Below are 21,944 nucleotides of genomic sequence, written 5' to 3'. Positions count from 1 at the left end.
AAAAAAACACCATTTTGATATTGAAATTCAGTACAAATGACTGCATAACTATAGCGTTATAATTTATTTTTTTATTTAGGAAAAATTCGATGGAAGTTCGACAGCGTGGTTTGATGGCAGGTCTTTTAATGGCGGCTTTGGTGGTTGCACCAATGGCTGAAGCGAAACGTGCAGGTGGTGGTAAAAGCCATGGCATGAGTCGTTCTGCTGCTCCAACCCAGTCTTACCAACAACCGCGTCAAGCTAATCCTGCCCCACAACCGACTACCGCACCTGCTCAAAAATCGGGTTCTGGTGTAGGTAAAATGGTAGCTGCTGGTGTTGCAGGTGCTGCAATTGGTGCAGTTGCAGCGAATGCAATGGCAGATGACAAACCTGCTGCAAGCAGTGCTGATGCTACTGCAGCACAACAGCAGGAGGAAGAAAAAGGCGGACTTCCAGGCTGGATCTGGATGCTTCTAGCAGCCGCAGTCGCATTCTTCTTGTTCCGTAAATTCGGAGCAAAAAAAAAACTAGCCGCTAACAATCCTTATGCACCAAACAATGCAGGCAATAATGCACCGTTTGGTCAACAAAATGCAGCACCACGTACGTCGAATGACAACAGCAATATTTTTGGTCAGTCAGTAGGTAGTTCTGCAGGTGCAGCAATTCAAGCGCCATTTGGTAATGCTTCAACCAGCAATGGCAATCAATTACCAGATGGTACTGAACCTGCAGCATTCTTGCGTATTGCTCGTCAGCGTTTTAACCATATTCAGTCGATGAATACAGCTAGTAATGTTGCTGAAATTCAACGTTATTTAACACCTGATCTTTATCAGTCTATGTATAACGATATTATGGGGAACCAAGACCAAGACGTTGCTGAATTCTCTAATCTCAATGCGATGGTTACAGATTCTTCAACTGAAAATGGTCAGTATGTGATAAGCATTCGTTTTACGGGTACTGTAAGCGAAGATTTAAACAGCTTACCGCAACCTTTTGCAGAAGTTTGGCATTTCACCAAGCCCGCAGGTTCTAACCAGGACTGGTTGGTTGCCGGTATTCAACAAGAGGCTTAAGTTCTTCTGAGCTAAAAACAGCGACTTCTGTCGCTGTTTTTTATGAATTTTATAAAAGTAAATTAGATCCAAATCTTCTATAAACAACTTCCATGCTGATCCGATTCACCTACTCTGCCTTTGTTTACTGGTCTGTGTTATTGGTCTGCGTTTATTGGTCTGTATTTAGGCTCTCTAAGAAGCAAAACCAACAATCACTCTTATGACTTATATATCTTGTTATCATGGCCTTAAGTTGCGTGATTAACTTAATCTAAAAAAGCACGCTATAATTGAACAGCCAGTTTTCAGATTGGTTTTCTTAGTTTAAATATTTAGCTTCACTCAAATCTATCTTTGGATTTTTTAATGTCTGATCTCCCTATTTCTACCGAACTTTTTAACCGTGCAATGGCAGGCAACCGTGATGCACAATTTGAGCTTGCTGAAATTTATATGCAAAGTGAAAATGATGAGCATGTTGCCCTTGCTGAAGAATGGGCACTCAAAGCCGCTCAACTGGGTCATGTTGAAGCCATGTACTGGCTGGGTGAAGGTTATGCATTTTATGCAAAAGACATGCTGGAAGAAGATCCGGAGGAAGCAAAAACCTATTTTGAACATGCTTACCGCTGGTTAGAACAAGCAGCGAAACATAAACACCCTGCTGCGCTTTTAGAGTTATCGAATTTTTACCGTCGTGGCGATGTGGTGGAAAAGGATGTGACCAAGTCTGTTGAACTGGTCAAGCAAGCCGCTGAACTGGGTGAAGTTCAAGCCATGCGTGATTTAGCCTGCATTTATGAACATGGTTTGGGTGTAGATGTGGATGATGAAAAAGCCGATTACTGGCATGATAAAGCTCAATCTGCTGAAGAATAATTGAATTAAAAAGCCCATCAAATAATGGGCTTTTGTTTTATACAGTTTTTAAATCTTAACTCTCGGTACAACCATTTTCTTCAACCACAATCACTTGTCGACAAATTCCGTCTACTTGACGTTGCTGCTCAAAAACCAAAGCAGGCATCGCATCAAAACTGTCAAAAAAACAGATTTCATCCGCATTGACATCATAAACCAGTGAGTGATTCCCTACCTCTTCTAATGTGTCGTAATAGACAATCACAAATTTATTTTGATCAAATGCCTGCTGGATTTGCTCATAGTTTAACGCGGGCAGAATAGGCAAACCTAGTTGCTCAGCTTCTTGATAACTGATTTTTTCACTCTCCTGAAGATCAGGATCATGATCGGTATAAAACTGAACATTAAAACCAAATTTTTTTAATCCAACAGCCAGACCAATAGTGGTCGTGCCATTTTCCGAATTATATCCACATACATCTACAAGTTGCTGAATATCAGCATCGATCCCTAAATGCTGCAGCAGCATCCACACCGCAAAAATCCCACCATTTGCTTCTAGATTGGCTAATTCTTCAGGCATTTCTAAGGCCATAATTTTCATCCAAAATATGATTGTGCCGATAATAATATAAATATCCACTCTATTAAGGATTATTCCAACACTCTGAACTCTGACTATCAAAAAATTCCACATCAATATCTGGAGCAATATCCTTTATGAGTCGATAAACTCGATGACATTCATCTTGATTTTTATCATATGTTGAAATAGCAACTTTTCCTAAATCTTTATTCTTAAATATTTTTTGAACTAAATGTGATTCCTGTTCTCCCAAGCCCCATCCATTAATTACTAAATTAGAATTTTCAGTAATTAATTCTGGTAGAACTTCATAAAAAACAGCACTCAAATATGGACTACTTTTTATAGATTCTACTTTCTTAGTACCAGTCCCCTCGGCAACAAATAAAGGGATTTTATCATCTGTCCATTGAGTAGTTATAATATCCAAAAGATTCGAAAACTCACTACTTTGAAGCTTTATTTCCAAATTTTTTGCGTCTCTAAAGATAGATAAATTTCCATGTTGATAAAAACTTAAGGTAACTTCTTTTTGATCATATATAGGGTCACGAAGATCTTTCCAATTATTCCTAAAAATACCACCGCCCTGAAAACAGTCTTTAAATTTATGCCCATCTCTTTCACGATTCCCATACATGAGAATCCAATAAAGAATTAAATCATAGTTAAGAGAAACTATAGTTTTAAACTGTTTTGTAAATTGATACAGCTGAGGTAATTTATCGACAATATCAGCGTGTTCACAATGAACTTCTTTTACAACCTCAATCAGAGAATTTTTAATATTTTCATAAGCTGAATCAATTTTATGATCAATTATTCCCAAATGTTTATTAACTAATTTTGCATGCCAAACTAATCTCAATATCAACTCAAAATCACAAGTATCAAATTCAGTGAATAACTTGGAAATATCATTAGTGAAGAGATCATTTTGTTCAGCTACTTCTTTCAATGAACTAAATGCAAACTTGTTATGTAATGCAATACTTGCCCCATTTCCTATAATTAAGCTGCCATTAATATAGTGAGCTGAAATATCATTCCAATTTTTTATTTCATAATTTATTTCTTTATTCATCATTAAGTTATCTAAGTACTCATTTATCAGCCAGATAATAATCAATTCTCGATTGGAACAAAATCATTTTCCAAGTACAATAGCCGGCTAGTCGAGGGATGCTGCGACTTTTTCACAGGCACTAAATGTGAAATCGCTAGGCTCGACGATCAGGTCAAAACTTCGGTGAAATACTGATTTTGATCAAAAACGGCATCCGCGAACATAACGATCCAATCTATTTTTATCCTAGGAGATCCTGATGAACGCGGTTAATGCTTCATTTACAGATTATAAAGTTGCTGATATTTCACTTGCTGAATACGGTCGTAAAGAAATCAAACTTGCTGAAGCAGAAATGCCGGCACTTATCGGTTTGCGTAAGCGTTATGCTGCAGCTAAACCACTTGCAGGCGCGAAAATTCTCGGCTGTATCCACATGACCATTCAAACTGCTGTTTTAATTGAAACTCTGGTTGAACTGGGCGCAGAAGTTCGCTGGACTTCATGTAACATCTTCTCTACTCAAGACCACGCTGCTGCGGCTATTGCTGCTCGCGGTATTCCTGTTTTCGCTTGGAAAGGCGAAACTGAAGAAGAATACATGTGGTGTCTTGAACAGCAAATCAATGTGAATGGCAAACCTTGGGATGCCAACATGATTCTAGACGATGGCGGTGACTTGACTGCTGTTGTTCACGAAAAATATCCTGAACTGATTGCTAAAATCCACGGTGTGACTGAAGAAACCACCACTGGCGTGCAACGTCTTTATGAAATGTTACGTGACGGTACTTTAAAAGTTCCTGCAATTAACGTAAACGATTCAGTGACTAAATCTAAAAATGACAATAAATACGGTTGCCGCCATTCTCTAAACGATGCCATCAAACGCGGTACTGACATGTTGATGTCTGGTCGTCGTGCACTTGTAATTGGTTACGGTGACGTAGGTAAAGGTTCTGCTCAATCACTTCGTCAAGAAGGCATGATTGTTCGTGTAACTGAAATCGATCCAATCTGTGCTATGCAAGCCTGCATGGACGGTTACGAAGTCGTATCTCCATACAAAAACGGCGTACAAACGGGCAAGAAAGAAGATATCAATGTGGATCTTCTTCAAAACACTGACCTGATCGTAACAACGACTGGTAACTACCACGTATGTGACTCTGCAATGTTAGATACATTAAAAGCAGGTTCAGTGGTTTGTAATATTGGTCACTTTGACACTGAAATTGATACCAATTACTTACGTGGTTACAAATGGGTTGAAGTTAAACCTCAAGTACACCAGGTTTATCGTTCAGAAGATGAAAGCAACTATCTAATTCTTCTTTCTGAAGGTCGTTTGGTTAATCTTGGTAACGCAACGGGTCATCCATCACGTGTAATGGATGGTTCTTTTGCTAACCAGGTGTTGGCTCAAATGCACTTGTTCGCTGAAAAATTTGCCGATCTCCCTGAAGATCAAAAACAAGCTGCGATCCGTGTAGAACTTCTTCCTAAAAAACTAGATGAAGAAGTTGCTGCTGCAATGGTTGCTGGTTTCGGTGGTGTATTGACGACATTAACTCAAGAACAAGCTAACTACCTTGGCGTACAAGTTGAAGGTCCATTCAAATCTGAGAATTATAAATACTAATACCCTCACCCCATCCCTCTCTTGCGCTCGTTTTAAGCAGTGCTTTAAAACGAGCGCAAGAGAGGGTGATCGCCAAATTTATTTCCGATGGACGTTTAATTTCATCATATGAATAAATTTGGCTTGAACCCTGCATAATTCAGCAATGAATTCTCCTCTCCCTTTGGGAGGGGTCAGGGAGAGGGTGAAAATTAAAACAGTATTGATAAAAAAGGATTTGAAAAATGACCAAACGTGTCCCAATTTCGTTTGAATTTTTTCCGACCAAAACTGATGTTGGCGCGGAAAAACTTCGTGTTGTTCATAAAGAATTACAACTGTTAAATCCTGAATTCTTTTCAGTGACTTATGGTGCTGGTGGTTCGACCCGTGAACGCACACTCGCTGCAATCAATGACTTTAATGGCAAAGGCACACCTGTAGCCCCTCACCTTTCTTGTATTGGTGATGACAAAGCACGTATTGCCGAGTTGCTTGATTTGTACAAATCACAAGGCATTGACCGTATTGTTGCGCTGCGTGGTGACTTACCTTCTGGTCAGGTTGGCTTGGGAGAATTGCCTTATGCACAGGATCTGGTTCGTTTCATCCGTGAACATTCAGGTGATCACTTCACCATTGAAGTCGCAGCTTATCCTGAAATGCACCCACAAGCGGACAGCTTTGATAAAGATATTCAACACTTTGTCGAAAAGGCCAATGCCGGTGCCAATGCTGCTTTAACACAGTTCTTCTTTAACCCAGATGCGTATTTCTACTTTGTAGATCGTATTCAAAAAGAAGGTGTGAATGTTCCTGTTGCTCCAGGCATTATGCCAATTACCAATGCAAGCAACCTGATCCGCTTCGCAGATGGGACGGGTGCTGAAATCCCACGCTGGATTCGCAAGCAACTGGCCACTTATGGTGATGACTCTGCTTCAATCAAGGCTTTTGGTCATGAAGTTGTGGTGAAATTGTGTGAACGTCTGCTTGCAGGGGGTGCGCCAAGTTTGCATTTCTATACTATGAACACGACAGATCCAACACGTCAGCTCGTGAATGATCTGGGTTTAGCTTAATTTTTTATTTGATTTGTGAGTAATACTTAAATGCCGCGTTTTTATATTGAAGCTAATTTGGCGGTTGATATGAATATTGAATTAACCGAAACGGTTTTTCATCATTGGGTGAAAGTATTACGTGCACAAGTCGGTGAAAAGGCCACCTTGTTCAATGGACAAGGTGGTGAATACGAAGTGACGCTTGTTGAAGTTTCGAAAAAATCAGCAAGCGTTTCTGTAAATATATTCAACCCTGATGATCGCACTCCTGCCTTTACCGCTTTACTTGGACAAGTCATGAGTAAAGGTGATCGCATGGATTATGCCATTCAAAAAGCAGTTGAACTGGGTGTTGCAAAAATCCAGCTCCTCACCTCAGAACGTTGTGAAATGCGCCTTAAGTATGATCGGGATCAAAAAAAGATTGATCACTGGCAAGGCATTGCTATTGCTGCTTGTGAGCAATGCGGAATGAATAAAGTTCCTGAAGTGTTAGCACCGCTCTCTTTGCCAGACTGGTTAGCCAGTGAGCTGCCGAACACAAAACTGGTGCTTGCACCCAATAAAGATCAAGTTGATGTTTTAGCCAATATTACACCCGATATTGCACTTTTAATTGGGCCTGAAGGTGGACTCAGCGAAGCTGAAATACAATTATCCAACGATGCCGGATTTATAAATTGGTGTATTGGCAATCGCGTTTTACGCACAGAAACTGCCCCGATTGTTGCTTTATCTATTTTAAATTATAAAGTAACTGTATAGTTCATCTGATTTCGGATAAATACTGCCTGATTTGATTGATTTTTCTGAATAACATTATTAATCTTGATTTAAAGACACAAATGTATATTTAAAATACAGCATAGTTTTTTAAATACGATTAATATTCAGAAAAGCAATTTATCGCAAAACAAAAATAAGGTTTCTGCTTTTATGTCAGATATTCAAGATGAATATATTAAACAGCATGTGAGTGCTGCTCAAATTACCAATACGATTCGACTCAGTCGATTCTTTCTCATTAGTATTCTGATCGTTTCCTTATATATTTATGGCATTTATCAATTTTATTTTACAAAATCATCTTTCTATTTCAATGTATGGTTTATTACGACCGAACTCTTAAGTTGCCTAAGTTTACTCATTCTCAGTCTTTATTTTAAGCCGTATAATTTCGCTCTCAATCACGCACATCGCTGGCTACAATTTCAATGTTTGGCAATAGGAATCTGTATTGCAATTGGTATTAGTCTAATTTACTACTATCTACCGGAATATAACTCTAATTTCAGCCAAGTGAATGCTTTAATCCTCTCAGCTTTATTACTGATTGTGAGCCAGGTATTTGCCCTGACTTTCTTAACTCAACGTCTAAATTATTTTTGTTTGACCTTTCTGCCTGCAATTTTTCCTTATCTTGCTTCCCAGTTTATTGTCACAGAGACCTCAAATTTTTTGTTCCATTTAACGATTAATTTCATATTAATTGTTATTTTACTCTGCGCAAATTCTACGATGCGAATTCATAAACGTATTTCAGCGCTATATTCCAAAAACAATCGCTTGGTTAAAAATGCTGAACAACAAGTGCTCTGGACCGATGAGTTATGCCAGCAATTACAAAATGAAATTAATAAATCCAAAGATATCGAACAACAATTACAATTAAATAATCAGCTGCTTGAACAGAAAGTCAAAGAGCGTACTTTTGATATTGCTAAAATGAATGCAGATTTGGAAAATCAGCAACAAAATTTGATGTTAGCTCATGGAGTTGCAGGACTTCGACCGTGGGACTGGAATATTAAAGATCGGGAAATTTTAGTTACCGACTCTAAGCATCAAAAGACTTTAAAACCTTCAAAACTGCACCATCATCAGCTGCAAAATATTATTCATCCCGAGGATATCGACCACTTCAAAAGCTCGATGAAGCAAAATTTACGCGGTCAAACCGATCAGTATGAAGCTACTTATCGAATTCAGCATAGCAATGGCAAATGGAAATGGGTTCATGATATTGGCCGGGTCATTGCACGCGACCCTCTCAATCATAAGCCTCTGCGGATGGTTGGTATTCGTCGGGATATTCATCAGGAACGTACCGATCAGGAACGCTTGAAACTTGCAGCAAGTGTACTTCAACAGGCAGCTGAAGGAATATTCATCCTCGATGAGCAACTTTGCTATATCGACGTCAATCCATTTTATGAGCAATTAACAGGTTTTACACACGACCAAATTATTGGCAAAAACTTATTTGATATTGCTGTAAATTATAAGGCAGAGCAAAGAAACAGCCATTCTGACATCATTAATCAACTGAATAAAATGGGTGAATTTGATGGTGAGCTAAATGAAAAATTCCTGTCTGGTAAGGAACTTACAGTCTGGATGCGCATCAATGCCATTAGCGATGAAAAAAATCGTGTCACCCACTATATTGGTATCGTCTCTGATTTAACTGAACGTAAATTGCAAGAACAACGCCTGTCCTATCTAGAAAATTACGATCCACTGACCGACCTTCCGAATCGTTTTTATTATAACTATCAACTACATCAATATTTAGTCACTCAAAAGGATTCGATTAAACAGCTTGCTGTAATTCGTTTAAATATTGATCGCTTCAGACCTTTAAATGAATTTTTGAGCAATAGTGGTGGCGATGAACTGTTACGCCAAGTAGCACAAAGATTACGGCTCACCCATGCTGAAGCATTATTGGTTGCTCATTTAAATGGAGATGACTTTGCCATCGTCTATGAAATTTCGCATATTCGTCCATCGGTTAAGCAGCATTGTGAACGGATGAGCAAAGCATTCTCACTCCCCTTTAATATCTTCGGTCAGGATCATATTATTACCCTGTCTATAGGGATCGCTTTCTATCCTGAAAATGGTCGCCAACTGGACTACCTGAATAATTGTGCTGAGCAGGCATTAACCGAAGCGAAAAGTCTAGGTGGCAATACCATCCGTTTTTATTCCAATCAAAATACGACTTTACTTGAGCAAGGGATTTATCTGGAACGCGATTTACGGCTCGCGATTAACAACAATGAACTGATTGTTTACTATCAGCCAAAAATTAATTTTAGTGACCATCATATTTATGGTTTTGAGGCTTTGGTTCGCTGGAACCATCCAAGCAAAGGCATTATTCCACCGAACCTGTTCATTCCCCTCGCCGAACAAACCAGTTTGATTTCGGATATTGGCAGAATTGTGATACAACAAACCGCTAAACAAATCAGGAACTGGAATGACTTAGGCTTTAATAATATATGTGTTTCGGTCAATGTTGTTGCACAGCAATTGCAACGTGGACAGTTACTCGAAGACCTCGATCATGCCATTCAAACCTATAAAATTTCGGGCTCTAACCTAGAGCTTGAAATTACCGAATCATCCCTGCTTGAGAACTCGGTTACGGTTAAAAATCTGCTGGATGAAATCAAGAAACGTAAGATCAATATCTCCTTGGATGATTTTGGCACGGGTTACTCTTCACTCTCTTATTTAGCTGATTTTCCTATTGATATATTAAAAATAGACCGCAGCTTTGTGTCCAGAATCGGGCAAGACAAGCAAGAAGCCATTGTCAGCGCCATGATTGCCATGGGCAAAGCCATGGGCATGGTGGTGGTTGCAGAAGGCATTGAAACAGAGGAACAACTTCAGTATCTGCAAGATCTGGAATGCGACATTGCTCAAGGCTTCTTGTTTTCAAAACCTTTACCCGAAAATGAAGCTACCATCTTCCTGGAACAACACCGACTTATACCTTCTTAATATAAGTCGCCCCACCTAAATATCAGTTTACTTGAAAATGGCATATTCGCGACTGTGCTAAGGTCGCAACAAATGTTATATTCAGTAAAACTAAGCAAAAAACCACCAGCTCGGGCTGGGCAACTTAAGCAACAATAGAGATACAGATGGACGATCAATCATTAAAACAGCAAGCTTTGTACTACCACGAATATCCAACCCCAGGGAAAATCAGTGTTACGCCAAGCAAACAGCTGGTCAACCAACATGACTTAGCGCTGGCTTACTCTCCAGGTGTCGCAGCACCATGTTTAGAGATTGAACGCGACCCATCTACTGCAGCACTTTACACTGCACGTGGCAACCTTGTTGCAGTGGTCAGTAATGGTACTGCAGTTTTAGGTTTAGGTAACATCGGTCCTTTAGCGTCTAAACCGGTCATGGAAGGCAAAGGTGTACTGTTTAAAAAATTCGCAGGCGTCGATGTATTTGACCTCGAAATTGCTGAAAACGATCCAGACAAAATTGTGGACATCGTAGCTGCACTAGAACCTACTTTTGGTGGCATTAACCTTGAAGACATCAAGGCACCAGAATGTTTCTACATCGAGCAAAAACTTCGTGAACGCATGAATATTCCTGTTTTTCATGATGATCAACATGGTACATCCATCATTGTCGGTTCAGCTTTGCTCAATGCATTACAACTGACGGGCAAAAAAATTAAAGAGATCAAGATTGTTGCTTCAGGTGCTGGTGCAGCTGCATTGTCTTGTCTAGATTTACTTTGCGCCTTAGGTGCAAGCAAACACAATATTACCGTTGCCGATTCACGTGGTCTGCTTACCACTAAACGTGACAATCTGGATGAATCAAAAAAACGTTATGTTCAAGATATTGAAGGCACTCAATTAGCAGATGTAATTGCAGGTGCGGATATGTTCTTGGGACTTTCAGCGGCAGGCATTTTGACCAAAGAAATGGTTAAAGTGATGGCTGAAAATCCAATCATTTTTGCTTTGGCAAACCCGGATCCAGAAATTCTGCCTGAACATGCACACGAAGTTCGTGATGACGTGATTATGGCAACAGGTCGTTCGGATTATCCGAACCAAGTCAACAATGCACTTTGTTTCCCGTATATCTTCCGTGGTGCTTTAGACGTTGGTGCAACCACCATCAACGAAGAAATGAAAATTGCCTGTGTACATGCCATTGCACGTATGGCACACGTTGAAGCGGATGCAGCATCATATGGTGAAAAATCTGCATCATTTGGTCGTGACTATCTTATTCCACGTCCGCTTGATCAGCGCTTAATTCTTGAAATTGCCCCTGCTGTCGCAAAAGCGGCCATGGATTCTGGTGTTGCGACTCGCCCAATCGAAGATTTCTCTGCATATCGTCAAAAATTGTCTGAGTTTGTATACAACTCTGCATTCATGATGAAACCGATCTTTGCCCAGGCAAAAACAGCGCCTAAGCGCATTGCTTATGCGGAAGGTGAAGATTTACGTGTACTTCGTGCGGTACAAATTGCGGTAGATGAAGGTTTAGCGTTTCCGATTCTGGTCGGTCGTACTGCGGTTATTGAAGCAAACATCAAGAAATTGGGCTTGCGTCTTGAACACGGTCTCAACATTGAAATTGTGGATCAAGAGAAAAATCCAGATTACGAATTTTTTGCCGATGATTACTATCAAATCATGCAGCGTAAGGGCGTAACGCCTGAATACGCACATCGTGAAGCACGTCGCCGCTCTACCCTGATTGCTGCAATGCTAGTGAAACACGGTCATGCAGACGGTATGCTTTGTGGTACTTATTCGAGCTATGACATTCACCTAGATTTCGTAAAAAATGTGATTGGCTTAAAAGAAGGTCGTAGTACATTCTTTACTCTGAATGCATTAATGCTTCAGGATCGCAACTTGTTCATTGCCGATACTTATGTAAATACTAATCCAACGGCTGAACAGTTGGCGGAAATGACTATTTTGGCGGCTGAAGAAGTACGTCGTTTTGGTGTAATTCCACGTATTGCATTGTTATCGCATTCAAGCTTTGGCTCTGACCAGACTGATGCAAGCGCACAAAAAATGCGTAAAGTATTTGAAATTTTAAGTGAAATTGCACCTGAACTTGAGGTTGAAGGTGAAATGCACGGTGACGCTGCACTTGATGAAAATATTCGTCATTTCGCATTCCCGAACTCACGTTTCAAAGGTTCTGCAAACCTGCTCATCATGCCAAACCTAGATGCAGCAAATATTTCATTTAACCTGTTGAAAGCGACTTCAGGCAACAATGTAACCATTGGCCCAATTCTGTTGGGTGCTGCGAAACCTGTGCATATCCTGACACCAACTGCAACAACACGTCGTGTGGTGAATATGACCGCGTTGACAGTTGCTGAAATTCAACAGTCACAAGAAGGCTAGTATTTAACTTTAGCAAAAAGCTAAGGTTCTTTACTTGAGAAAACCTCTATTCTGTAGCATGATTGCTTGAAGAATAGAGGTTTTTTCATGCGAGTTTATTTAGTAGGCGGTGCAGTACGTGATCACTTACTCGGTCACCCCTATCACGAAAAAGATTATGTGGTTGTTGGTGCAACACCTGAACAACTCCTTGCTCAGGGCTATCAGCCGGTGGGCAAAGATTTCCCTGTTTTTTTACATCCCCAAACAAAAGAAGAATATGCTTTAGCCCGTACCGAACGAAAATCCGGTCATGGTTATCATGGCTTTGAATTTTATACAGATACGAGTGTAAGCCTTGAAGAAGATCTGATCCGTCGTGACCTGACCATTAATGCGATGGCGATGGATGAAGATGGTAAGGTATACGACCCTTATAATGGTCAGCAAGATTTAACCGATCGAATATTACGTCATGTATCCAATGCTTTTGTAGAAGATCCGCTACGCGTTTTACGCATCGCACGCTTTGCCGCACGTTATAAAGCATTGGGATTCACGGTGGCCGCTGAAACTTTAGCATTGATGCAACAACTGGCTGAATCGGGTGAATTACAGGCATTGATGCCTGAACGGGTATGGAAAGAAACTTCACGTGCCTTGATGGAAAATCATGCTGATGAATATTTTGAAGTATTGCGTGCTTGTGGTGCTTTAAAAGTGCTCTTCCCGGAGTTGGATGCCTTATATGGTATTCCGCAACGTCCTGAATATCATCCGGAAATTGATTGTGGCATTCATACCATGATGTCATTGCAACAAGCCTGTAAAGCCAACTATTCACTCGATGTACGCTTTGCTGTTCTGGTTCATGATTTAGGCAAGGCGCTCACACCAGCCGAGGAACTACCGCGCCATATCATGCATGAAGAACGTGGGGTCAAACCAGTAACCGAGGTGTGTGATCGACTCAAAGTTCCCACCAATACCAAGCAGCTTGCTCTTGCAGTATGTAAAGAGCATTTAAAATGTCATCAAGCTTTGAATCTTAAACCGGGCACTTTATGGCGTTTATTACAACGTCTGGATGTATTACGTCGTCCTGAACGTGTTGAAGCCTATGTTCAAGCATGTGAGTGCGATTCACGTGGCCGCTTAGGTCTAGAGGATCGTGAATATCCACAATCGCGATATGTCTTGGATGCAATGGAAGTGGTCCGTGGCATTAAAGCGCAGGATTTGCCACCTGACATTAGTGGCCCGGATATTGGGGAAATGTTGATTCAACGGCGTATTCAAGCAATTGAAGAATTAAAAGCCCGTCAGATTATTGCTGCTGTATAGCTTTTTTATTCTAATCCCTCGCCTCACATAGCACTGCTCGTCATCTTTAAAAAATGAAGAACTTTCCCCTCCCTTTTTTAAAGGGAGGTTGGGAGGGATTTATAAGATTTTTTTAGAAATACAATTAAGAAATATCCGCCGGGAAAGTAATCACTTTTTCCAGCTTCATCTGTTCAGTTGCGACCATCAATAAACGGTCAATTCCTAAAGCAATGCCGGAACATTCAGTCATATGCGGTAAAGCTGCAAGCAGATATTCATCAATCGGCATCACATGCAAGCCGAGCTTTGCACGCTCAAGATTATCGGCTTCAAAACGTGAGCGCAAAATGTCAGCATCAATCAGTTCATCATAGGCATTGGCCAATTCCAAGCCTTCAATATAAAGCTCGAAACGTGCTGCAACCTGTTCACCCTCTTCATCGACTTTAACTTTCGCGAGCGATGCCATTTCATGGGGGAAATCGGTTAAAAATACCGGCGTATCAAAACCCAGACTCGGTTCAACCATATGTGAAAATAACAGGTCGATATAACCCAAGCGGTCATCACCCAAATCCAGATTCAGCCCCACACGGTTACAGCAGTCTTTCAGTTCCTTCAGACTGGCCTGTAATGGATTGAGATCGAGACGACCCATAAAGGCATGTTTGTAACTTAAAATGGTCGGACGGACTTCGCCAAAACGATGTGCCAAGGTCACATTGAGCAAGTCAGTGACTTCAAACATCAGTTCTTTCAAGCTTAAATTTGGGCGGTACCATTCCAGCATGGTGAATTCACTATTGTGTTTGCGCCCATGTTCATCATCACGAAAGACTTTGCAAATTTGGTAAATTGGACCGCTACCGCTGGCAAGCAATCGCTTCATGGCAAATTCAGGTGAAGTCTGTAAATAATGGGTGTGTTTGCGGCCACCTAGATGACGTTGGGCTTGAATAGATGCTAAATGTACATCGGTTACACCGGCTTGAGACAATATTGGTGTTTCCACTTCAAGCACATCACGTTCAGCAAAAAACTGACGGATTTGACCATACATTTTGGCGCGAGCTTGGATGGCTTTTAAGTCACAAGTCGGCTGATAAGAAACAGTTTGACTCATGCTTGAGGCCCTCCATGGGCTGCCCATTCACGGCGTAAGGGATAGGTTTTACGTAAATAATCAAAAGCTTTTTGATCCACTTTACCGTCTTTCAAGCAGGCACGCAGGTTGGCATCGTCGCGTGCAATATTATAAATTTGAGCAAGATACTGTTTCAGTACCTGTTTCAAATCCTGATTCTGGAAATATTGCTCACAGACCGGTAATTGAGTTTCAAATTTTTTATCTGCAGTAAAATTAAAGGTTTTACAGAAAGCATCGTAAATCATTTGTGTGCCACGCGCTTTACCTTCCAGACTATAGCCCGCAATATGCGGGGTTACCAAACGAATCAGATTTAACAGTTGTTCTGAAATTTCAGGTTCATGTTCGAATACATCCAATACCACTGGGCGATTGGTCTGTTGAATATCCGCAATCAGTGCCGCTTCCTCAACTACCGGCCCACGTGCTGAATTAATCAAGATCGCTTCAGGTTTCATTTGTGTCAAAGCATCCGCATTGATCAAATGAAAAGTTGGATGCTCCCCGATTTTGGTTAAGGGTACATGAATAGAAATGGCATCTGCTGTTTTTAACAATTCTACTAATTCAACTTGCTGGATCTGTTCACGATTCACAAAAGGATCATGACCAACCACATTCCAGCCGAGCAATTTTGCCATATAGGCCAGACGTGAACCGACATTCCCCAGGCCAATAATACCCAGAGTAAATTGTTCATTTTTCTCGATTAAATCGGGTTGTAAATATAGCAGTGCGGTAATCACATATTCAGCTACTGCCTGCGCATTACACCCTGCCGCATTTGACCATGCGATATTGTGTTTTTCTAAAACTGGAATATCGAGATGGTCTGTACCAATGGTGGCACTGCCGACAAATTTTAATTTTGTATCTTGAATAAGCAGTTCATTTACTTGGGTCACAGAACGAACCAGCAAGGCTTCAGCATCCTGTACATCTGTATGGGTTAAAGTCCGTCCTGCTGCTTGCTGAATCTCGCCAAAATCTCCAAAGAAATATTCGGTAAAGGCCAGATTTTCATCCGCAACGATTTTCATAGTGCATTCCAATGACATGAAGATCGCTATAATAACCCTTGAAAGTGAATCTGACTATGCACGTTAAGGAAGAAGCAAATACTTAACGCGAGATTAAATCGTTCTTAATTTCCTTTTTCATTTTCCCCATTGTTCGACTCTTTTATCAATTTAATATTAAACTACCAAAGATAAAAAAGACCGAATTCTATAAAAAAATCGGTCATAACAGAACCAGTAAAACTTCAATCAAATAGATTAAGCCACTGCACCATCAATAACACCCTGCGCTTTTAAAGCTCTTAATTCATCCTCAGTTTTAAATTGCGATAAAACCTGTTCAGTATGTTCACCTAATTGTGGCGCAGCATGCCTATATTCAACTGGGGTATCAGATAGTTTAATCGGCGAACCAATCATTTTAAAATGATCATTCAATGGATGTGCGATATTTACCACCATGTCACGAGATTGAATTTGTGGCTCATTCAATGCATCTTCTATTGAGTTAATCACCCCGACCGGTACTTTTACTGTATGAATTGCCGCTACCCAATCTTGTGCATTTTTAGCCAAGAAGTACTCAGATAGTAATGGAATTAATTTATCACGATACTTAACACGATCTTGATTACGTTGGAATTTTTGATCTTCTAATAACTCAGGCAACCCAATGGCGATACATAAATCTTTAAACTGTTTATCATTACCACAAGCAATAATAAATTCCTTATCTTTAGCCTTAAAAGTCTGATACGGCACAATATTCGGATGATGATTCCCTATACGCTTTGGAGATATACCTGTAGTTAAATAATTCATACCTTGATTGGCAAGTGCAGCTACTTGCACATCTAGCAATGATAAATCAATATATTGCCCACGACCAGTATGTTGGCGTGCCAGTAAAGCTGCCTGAATGGCAACTGTTGCATACAAGCCTGTTTGAATATCGACGACTGCTACACCGACTTTTTGCGCGCCCCCACCGAGCAACTCATCCTTTTCACCGGTGATACTCATCAGTCCCGACATGCCTTGAATAATAAAGTCATAACCCGGTTCTTCAGCACGTGGGCCAGTTTGACCGAATCCGGTAATCGAGCAATAGACCAAGTTCGGATTAAGGTGATTTAAAGATGCATAATCTAAACCGTATTTTTCCAATGAGCCTGCTTTATAGTTTTCAATCACTACGTCAGCCGTTTTGGCAATTTCACGAATCAGTTCCTGCCCTTGTTCAGTTGCAATATCAATAGCAACTGAATATTTGTTGCGGTTGGCACATTGGTAATAGCCCGATTCACGGGTTGCAGCACCCTGATTATCCAGCATCCATGGTGGTCCCCACATACGGGTGTCATCCCCTACTTTTGGACGTTCAATTTTAATCACTTCTGCGCCAAGATCTGCCAAAATCTGCCCGCACCATGGACCTGCCAGTACGCGGCTTAAATCCAGCACCCGAATTCCTTGTAATGCACCCATGTTCTACTCCAAAAGCCAGCAGCGTCCTCTGCTGGCTTTTTTTATTATTTAGCGGTAATTGTTTTGTTGGTTACTGCGACAATACTCGGTGTTTTCTCTTCCGTATCTGTGGCCGTCACTAATGAAGATTGCTGTGGATCATACTGGCGTTCACGGATAAAGAATCCTGGAATCACACCAGCAATAAAGTAGGCTGTACCCATCACAATAAATGCCATGGTGAATGAACCGCCTGCCGCAATAATCCCGATGGTAGCAGGTGCAATTGCAGCGCCTAGACGCCCCATGTTATACGCACCGCCAATGGCTGTACCACGAACATCGGTCGAGAAAGTTTCCGCCATATAAGTTGCATTTACTCCATACGGAATTCCGTACAGAAAGCCGAAGGTAATTAACAGGTATGCAATATTGCTTGGTGTATTGTAGAAAATAATCACCGGCAAAAATGCAGCTGTAGCAACTGTACCAAAAACAAAAGTTGCCCGACGACCCAATTTATCAGCAGCATAGCCTGCAATAATTTTCCCCAGAATCATCGCTGTATAGGCACCGACCATATAGCCTGTTAAAGCTTTGAAGTTCATATTCAGCTCAGTTTCTAAATAGGTTGGCATCCAGTTATTGACACCGTAATAGCCAAACTGCAAAAAGGCAGCTGTGCTCATCCATAACAAAAACATTTTACGGTGCTGGGTATGTCCAAAAATACGTTTATAAACACTTTCAGAAGGAGCTTTAGCAGTGATAGCTTCACTAGTAGGTTCAATTTTTAACTCTTTACGTTTAAATTGCTCTATTTTTGCTTCCTGCCAAGATGCAGGTTCAGGTACAAAACGCATGAAAATAAGTGCAAATGCTGCTGGAACAATCGTGACATAAAACAGCATACGCCAGCCATGGTCAGGAATAATTGCGCCGGCCAACAACGTCGCCACGATATAACCAACGGTTTGACCAGTCTGTAATGTGCCTAAAACGGTTGTTCGATACTTTGTTGGCACATATTCTGCCATGAGCGTGTTACAGGCCATATATAATGAACCCAAGCCAAATGCACCAATAAAACGTAAAATCATGAATTGCTCATAAGTTTGAGTAAAACCCAAAATACAGGTCATGATTGAAAAGAAAACCACAGACCAAGCAATGGTTTTTACTCGGCCAAATTTGTCACATGCCCATCCACCGGTAATTCCACCAAGCGCCATTCCGGCAAGTGATGAACTTCCCAGCATACCGGCCTGAAATGAAGTCAGTCCAAACTCAGCTTTTAAGCTGGTTAGGCTGAATGACAACAGCATGATGTCGACACCATCAATTACCAGTGAAATAAACGCAAAAACAAATGCAATTTTCCAGGTGTTTTTATGAATACGGTGCGCTGTACCTATATTGGATGGTAATTTTCTGCTGAGCGTTCCTGCTCCAGCCTGTATATCATTATTCATTTCCATATCCCTCATTTTTCCAAATGAGTCATCGGCTGTCCTATTATTTCTCTACATTTGCCTTAGGTTCTTTATTGTTTTTCTATCGTTCCATTTGAACTTTAAGCATGCAAATGCACAGATCTACAAGAATGTTTCACGATGAATCCTTTAATTTAAGTTAATTATTGATTTTTTAAGACAGAAAGTCCCAGGATGCCCATGAATAAACATCCTGAATTGAAGAACTAACTTAATTACCGAATGCGGCAATTCCTGTTTGAGCACGACCGAGAATCAAGGCATGCACATCATGGGTACCTTCATAGGTATTCACCACTTCCAGATTGACCAGATGACGCGCCACACCAAACTCATCGCTAATACCGTTTCCACCCAACATGTCACGTGCCAAACGTGCAATATCCAGTGCCTTGCCGCAGTTATTGCGCTTGATTAGTGAAGTGCCTTCAACCGAAGCAATGCCTTCATCTTTCATGCGGCCAAAACGTAAGGCAATCTGTAAGCCTAGTGCAATTTCAGTCTGCATATCCGCCAGTTTCTTTTGAATCAACTGATTAGCAGCCAAAGGACGGCCGAACTGCTTGCGGTCCATGGTGTATTGATGTGCGGTATGCCAGCAGAACTCTGCAGCACCCATGGCACCCCAGGCAATCCCGTAACGGGCACTGTTCAGACAGGTAAATGGACCTTTTAAGCCACGGATTTCCGGGAAGGCATTTTCTTCAGGAACGAAAACGCTATCCATCACAATTTCACCGGTAATCGAGGCACGTAAGCCGACCTTGCCATGAATCGCAGGAGCAGATAGCCCTTCCCAGCCTTTTTCCAGGATAAATCCGCGAATGTCACCGACATTACCCTCAGCGGATACTTCTTTGGCCCAGACCACAAATACATCGGCAATCGGACTGTTGGTAATCCACATTTTTGCGCCAGTTAAACGGTAACCACCATCGACTTTTTTAGCACGGCTAATCATGCTGCCCGGATCAGAACCATGATCCGGTTCAGTCAAGCCGAAGCAACCGATGTATTCACCCGTTGCCAGTTTTGGTAGATACTTTTGTTTCTGTTCTTCAGAACCAAATTCATTGATCGGCACCATCACCAGAGAACTTTGCACGCTCGCCATGGAACGGTAGCCTGAATCGACATATTCAATTTCACGTGCCACCAGGCCATAGCTGACATAGTTTAAGCCTGCACCGCCGTACTGTTCAGGAATGGTTGGGCCAAGTAAACCCAGCTCGCCCATTTCACGGAAAATAGCCGGATCGGTTTTTTCATGGCGGAACTGCTCCAATACCCGTGGCATCAGCTTGTCCTGACAATACGCAGCTGCTGCATCGCGAATCATGCGCTCTTCTTCGGTGAGTTGCTGCTCGATTAAAAACGGGTCTTGCCAGTTAAATTGAACTTTTGCTGTATTTTTCATATTGATCATTTGATTCATCGCTTCCTCTGCTCGATATCATGTTCTATTTATCTGACTCGATGCTATGGCGGAAAAATGATTCTTTCAAACGATAAATTTGCATGCAGCTATACCATTTACGCATATCTTATTTTAAGCAGATAGATAACAATGGATTTGGCGACTATATTTATCAGACATTATTCAATTTTTAGACTAAAGTTGAATAGGTTTCGCATCTTCATATGCCATTTTAAAATATCTGGTTCAGATAAAAGGATTTATCTATGCGTCGTCACATCCCCTCTTTACAAAGTTTATTGTGTTTTGAGTCTGCGGCCAAACATGCCAGTTATACGCATGCCTCACAGGAACTGTGTATTACCCAAAGTGCGGTGTCGCGGCAAATTCAGCAACTCGAAGAATTTCTTAAACTTGAATTATTCACCCGTACCCGACATGGCGTCGAACTCACCCTTGCAGGACAGCAATATTACAGTCTGATCAAACCTTATTTATTGGGTCTGGAGCAAAGTACTTTAGATATTATGGCGCATAAAGGTCTAGGGGGAACGCTAAAATTAGGTGTGGTTCCTACTTTTGCAACCTGTTGGCTGCTCCCCAAATTGCACCGTTTTAATGAAATTTACCCTGAAATTACCGTTCATTTAGAAACCAGCACCAAACCCTTTCTATTTAATGAGACCATATTTGATGCTGCAATATATGCAGGAACGCCGCAACAAATCGCACATTGGCCCGGCGTACAAACCCATTACTTAATGAAAGAAGACCTGATTGCGGTTTGCTCCCCGCAGCTGATTTTAAAAAATTTTCCAGATGCACAAATGGTTAATGAATATAGCTATGATTTAAGTCCTGAACAGCTCATTCAGCTTCCGCTGTTACAACAAACCACCCGCCCGACCATTTGGCATGAATGGTTTAAAACCCATCAAATATTTCATCCGAAGTCTTATGATGGGCACCGACATGAATTGTTCTCCATGTTGGCGGTTGCAGCCAAGCAATCTATGGGCATGGCGCTCATACCACAAATACTGATTAACCCTGAACTATACAACAAAGAATTAGTCATTGCCTCGAGTAAAAAACTGGAAGGAAGTCGTTCTTATTATTTAGTACATTCTAGTCAAGAATCCTCTCCGCTGATCCAAAAATTTATCGATTGGATTCAACAAGAATTACTGCTTTCACCCACCAATAATAATGATAGAAATATAGAAGAATAAAACAATGCATTTCTATACTTTTTAATACCATTGAGATTTCCCTAATGAATTGATATCAGGATTTTTAAGTTTTTACTTTTAATCATAATAAAATGTGTATTTGTATGGTGTGAAGTAATCTTCCCTTCTACAATCATTCGCAAATCTTAATAATCTACTCTCAATAAGTACCCGCTTAAAGACTTTTACATTCAATCTTTTAAGTCATTTATATCCACTGGATATGCACAAATTTATCTAAGATTCTTCTTTATTTAGGTAATGCTCCCTGCAAATAATTGAGTTTAAAAGTAGAAAATCGAATAATCTTTATCCAAGGAGATTTTCTATGAAAATATCTAAATATTCAGACAGCTTAATTATGAGTATTTTGAAACAAGCTGAAGCAGGAACACC

General features: G+C 40.8%; 16 protein-coding genes. 9 read left to right on the top strand and 7 right to left on the bottom strand.

The genetic code is table 11. From position 1 onward, the window contains the following. The first annotated feature begins 89 nt into the window (after window positions 1–89). The gene (locus ACKI4H_RS11815; protein ID WP_407305942.1) at window positions 90–1,067 is read left to right on the top strand and encodes a Tim44 domain-containing protein; all 978 of its coding nucleotides are present in this window, start codon (window positions 90–92) and stop codon (window positions 1,065–1,067) included. Window positions 1,068–1,415: 348 nt separating this feature from the next. Beyond that, on the top strand, window positions 1,416–1,928 hold the full coding sequence (locus tag ACKI4H_RS11810) for a tetratricopeptide repeat protein (protein WP_407305940.1): 513 nt from the start codon (window positions 1,416–1,418) through the stop codon (window positions 1,926–1,928). A 55-nt stretch (window positions 1,929–1,983) separates the two neighbouring features. On the opposite strand, the gene ACKI4H_RS11805 is transcribed toward ACKI4H_RS11810, so the two are convergent. Both ACKI4H_RS11805 and ACKI4H_RS11800 read right to left on the bottom strand, forming a co-directional pair. Next, window positions 1,984–2,508, bottom strand: a complete 525-nt coding sequence (locus ACKI4H_RS11805; protein ID WP_407305938.1) for a cysteine peptidase family C39 domain-containing protein — start codon at window positions 2,506–2,508, stop codon at window positions 1,984–1,986. Window positions 2,509–2,560: 52 nt separating this feature from the next. Beyond that, entirely contained in the window at window positions 2,561–3,586 is a 1,026-nt protein-coding gene (locus ACKI4H_RS11800; protein WP_407305936.1) for a DUF4917 family protein, read from the bottom strand. A gap of 238 nt (window positions 3,587–3,824) precedes the next feature. Between ACKI4H_RS11800 and ahcY the strand changes: the two genes are divergently transcribed. The 6 genes from ahcY (at window position 3,825) to ACKI4H_RS11770 (ending at window position 13,791) form a co-directional block, all read left to right on the top strand. Then, entirely contained in the window at window positions 3,825–5,207 is a 1,383-nt protein-coding gene (gene ahcY / locus ACKI4H_RS11795; RefSeq protein WP_407305934.1) for an adenosylhomocysteinase, read from the top strand. Window positions 5,208–5,431: 224 nt separating this feature from the next. After that, window positions 5,432–6,268 carry a methylenetetrahydrofolate reductase [NAD(P)H] gene (metF, locus tag ACKI4H_RS11790; RefSeq protein ID WP_407305932.1) on the top strand — a complete coding sequence of 279 codons (837 nt, stop codon included), beginning with the start codon at window positions 5,432–5,434 and terminating at the stop codon, window positions 6,266–6,268. Window positions 6,269–6,298: 30 nt separating this feature from the next. Then, complete coding sequence (locus ACKI4H_RS11785) at window positions 6,299–7,015, top strand: 16S rRNA (uracil(1498)-N(3))-methyltransferase (RefSeq protein ID WP_407305930.1); 717 nt, start codon at window positions 6,299–6,301, stop codon at window positions 7,013–7,015. Window positions 7,016–7,186: 171 nt separating this feature from the next. Then, on the top strand, window positions 7,187–10,048 hold the full coding sequence (locus tag ACKI4H_RS11780) for an EAL domain-containing protein (protein WP_407305928.1): 2,862 nt from the start codon (window positions 7,187–7,189) through the stop codon (window positions 10,046–10,048). Between the two features lie 146 nt (window positions 10,049–10,194). Beyond that, on the top strand, window positions 10,195–12,468 hold the full coding sequence (locus tag ACKI4H_RS11775) for an NADP-dependent malic enzyme (RefSeq protein ID WP_407305926.1): 2,274 nt from the start codon (window positions 10,195–10,197) through the stop codon (window positions 12,466–12,468). Window positions 12,469–12,555: 87 nt separating this feature from the next. Next, window positions 12,556–13,791 carry a multifunctional CCA addition/repair protein gene (locus ACKI4H_RS11770; protein WP_407305924.1) on the top strand — a complete coding sequence of 412 codons (1,236 nt, stop codon included), beginning with the start codon at window positions 12,556–12,558 and terminating at the stop codon, window positions 13,789–13,791. Window positions 13,792–13,915: 124 nt separating this feature from the next. Here ACKI4H_RS11770 and epmA read toward each other — a convergent pair whose 3' ends face one another. The 5 genes from epmA to ACKI4H_RS11745 form a co-directional block, all read right to left on the bottom strand. After that, entirely contained in the window at window positions 13,916–14,896 is a 981-nt protein-coding gene (epmA, locus tag ACKI4H_RS11765; RefSeq protein WP_407305922.1) for an EF-P lysine aminoacylase EpmA, read from the bottom strand. Then, entirely contained in the window at window positions 14,893–15,960 is a 1,068-nt protein-coding gene (locus ACKI4H_RS11760; RefSeq protein WP_407305920.1) for a 4-phosphoerythronate dehydrogenase, read from the bottom strand. The genes epmA and ACKI4H_RS11760 overlap by 4 nt, the downstream gene beginning before the upstream one ends. 237 nt (window positions 15,961–16,197) lie before the next feature. Beyond that, a complete protein-coding gene (locus ACKI4H_RS11755) occupies window positions 16,198–17,427 on the bottom strand; it encodes a CaiB/BaiF CoA transferase family protein (protein ID WP_407305919.1) in 1,230 nt (409 codons plus the stop codon). A gap of 44 nt (window positions 17,428–17,471) precedes the next feature. After that, on the bottom strand, window positions 17,472–18,878 hold the full coding sequence (locus ACKI4H_RS11750; RefSeq protein ID WP_407305917.1) for an MFS transporter: 1,407 nt from the start codon (window positions 18,876–18,878) through the stop codon (window positions 17,472–17,474). A 232-nt stretch (window positions 18,879–19,110) separates the two neighbouring features. Then, window positions 19,111–20,325 carry an acyl-CoA dehydrogenase gene (locus tag ACKI4H_RS11745; RefSeq protein ID WP_407306084.1) on the bottom strand — a complete coding sequence of 405 codons (1,215 nt, stop codon included), beginning with the start codon at window positions 20,323–20,325 and terminating at the stop codon, window positions 19,111–19,113. 257 nt (window positions 20,326–20,582) lie between these two features. Here ACKI4H_RS11745 and ACKI4H_RS11740 point away from each other — a divergent pair, with 257 nt between their 5' ends. Further along, the gene (locus ACKI4H_RS11740; RefSeq protein ID WP_407305915.1) at window positions 20,583–21,548 is read left to right on the top strand and encodes a LysR substrate-binding domain-containing protein; all 966 of its coding nucleotides are present in this window, start codon (window positions 20,583–20,585) and stop codon (window positions 21,546–21,548) included. Window positions 21,549–21,944: the final 396 nt, after the last annotated feature.

The organism is Acinetobacter sp. (assembly GCF_045628685.1).
Lineage (GTDB): Bacteria > Pseudomonadota > Gammaproteobacteria > Pseudomonadales > Moraxellaceae > Acinetobacter.
The sequence above is the reverse complement of the archived record's forward strand: the minus strand, read 5'-3'. Positions and strand labels throughout refer to the sequence as shown.

Bases quoted from the DNA above. Each gene is read 5' to 3' on its own strand.
- ACKI4H_RS11755 (WP_407305919.1), bottom strand. From the start codon at position 17,427: ATGGGTGCATTACAAGGAATTCGGGTGCTGGATTTAAGCCGCGTACTG.
- ACKI4H_RS11770 (WP_407305924.1), top strand. From the start codon at position 12,556: ATGCGAGTTTATTTAGTAGGCGGTGCAGTACGTGATCACTTACTCGGT.
- ACKI4H_RS11805 (WP_407305938.1), bottom strand. From the start codon at position 2,508: ATGGCCTTAGAAATGCCTGAAGAATTAGCCAATCTAGAAGCAAATGGT.
- ACKI4H_RS11800 (WP_407305936.1), bottom strand. From the start codon at position 3,586: ATGATGAATAAAGAAATAAATTATGAAATAAAAAATTGGAATGATATT.
- ACKI4H_RS11775 (WP_407305926.1), top strand. From the start codon at position 10,195: ATGGACGATCAATCATTAAAACAGCAAGCTTTGTACTACCACGAATAT.
- metF (WP_407305932.1), top strand. From the start codon at position 5,432: ATGACCAAACGTGTCCCAATTTCGTTTGAATTTTTTCCGACCAAAACT.
- ACKI4H_RS11780 (WP_407305928.1), top strand. From the start codon at position 7,187: ATGTCAGATATTCAAGATGAATATATTAAACAGCATGTGAGTGCTGCT.
- ACKI4H_RS11740 (WP_407305915.1), top strand. From the start codon at position 20,583: ATGCGTCGTCACATCCCCTCTTTACAAAGTTTATTGTGTTTTGAGTCT.
- epmA (WP_407305922.1), bottom strand. From the start codon at position 14,896: ATGAGTCAAACTGTTTCTTATCAGCCGACTTGTGACTTAAAAGCCATC.
- ACKI4H_RS11785 (WP_407305930.1), top strand. From the start codon at position 6,299: ATGCCGCGTTTTTATATTGAAGCTAATTTGGCGGTTGATATGAATATT.
- ACKI4H_RS11745 (WP_407306084.1), bottom strand. From the start codon at position 20,325: ATGATCAATATGAAAAATACAGCAAAAGTTCAATTTAACTGGCAAGAC.
- ahcY (WP_407305934.1), top strand. From the start codon at position 3,825: ATGAACGCGGTTAATGCTTCATTTACAGATTATAAAGTTGCTGATATT.
- ACKI4H_RS11810 (WP_407305940.1), top strand. From the start codon at position 1,416: ATGTCTGATCTCCCTATTTCTACCGAACTTTTTAACCGTGCAATGGCA.
- ACKI4H_RS11750 (WP_407305917.1), bottom strand. From the start codon at position 18,878: ATGAATAATGATATACAGGCTGGAGCAGGAACGCTCAGCAGAAAATTA.
- ACKI4H_RS11815 (WP_407305942.1), top strand. From the start codon at position 90: ATGGAAGTTCGACAGCGTGGTTTGATGGCAGGTCTTTTAATGGCGGCT.
- ACKI4H_RS11760 (WP_407305920.1), bottom strand. From the start codon at position 15,960: ATGAAAATCGTTGCGGATGAAAATCTGGCCTTTACCGAATATTTCTTT.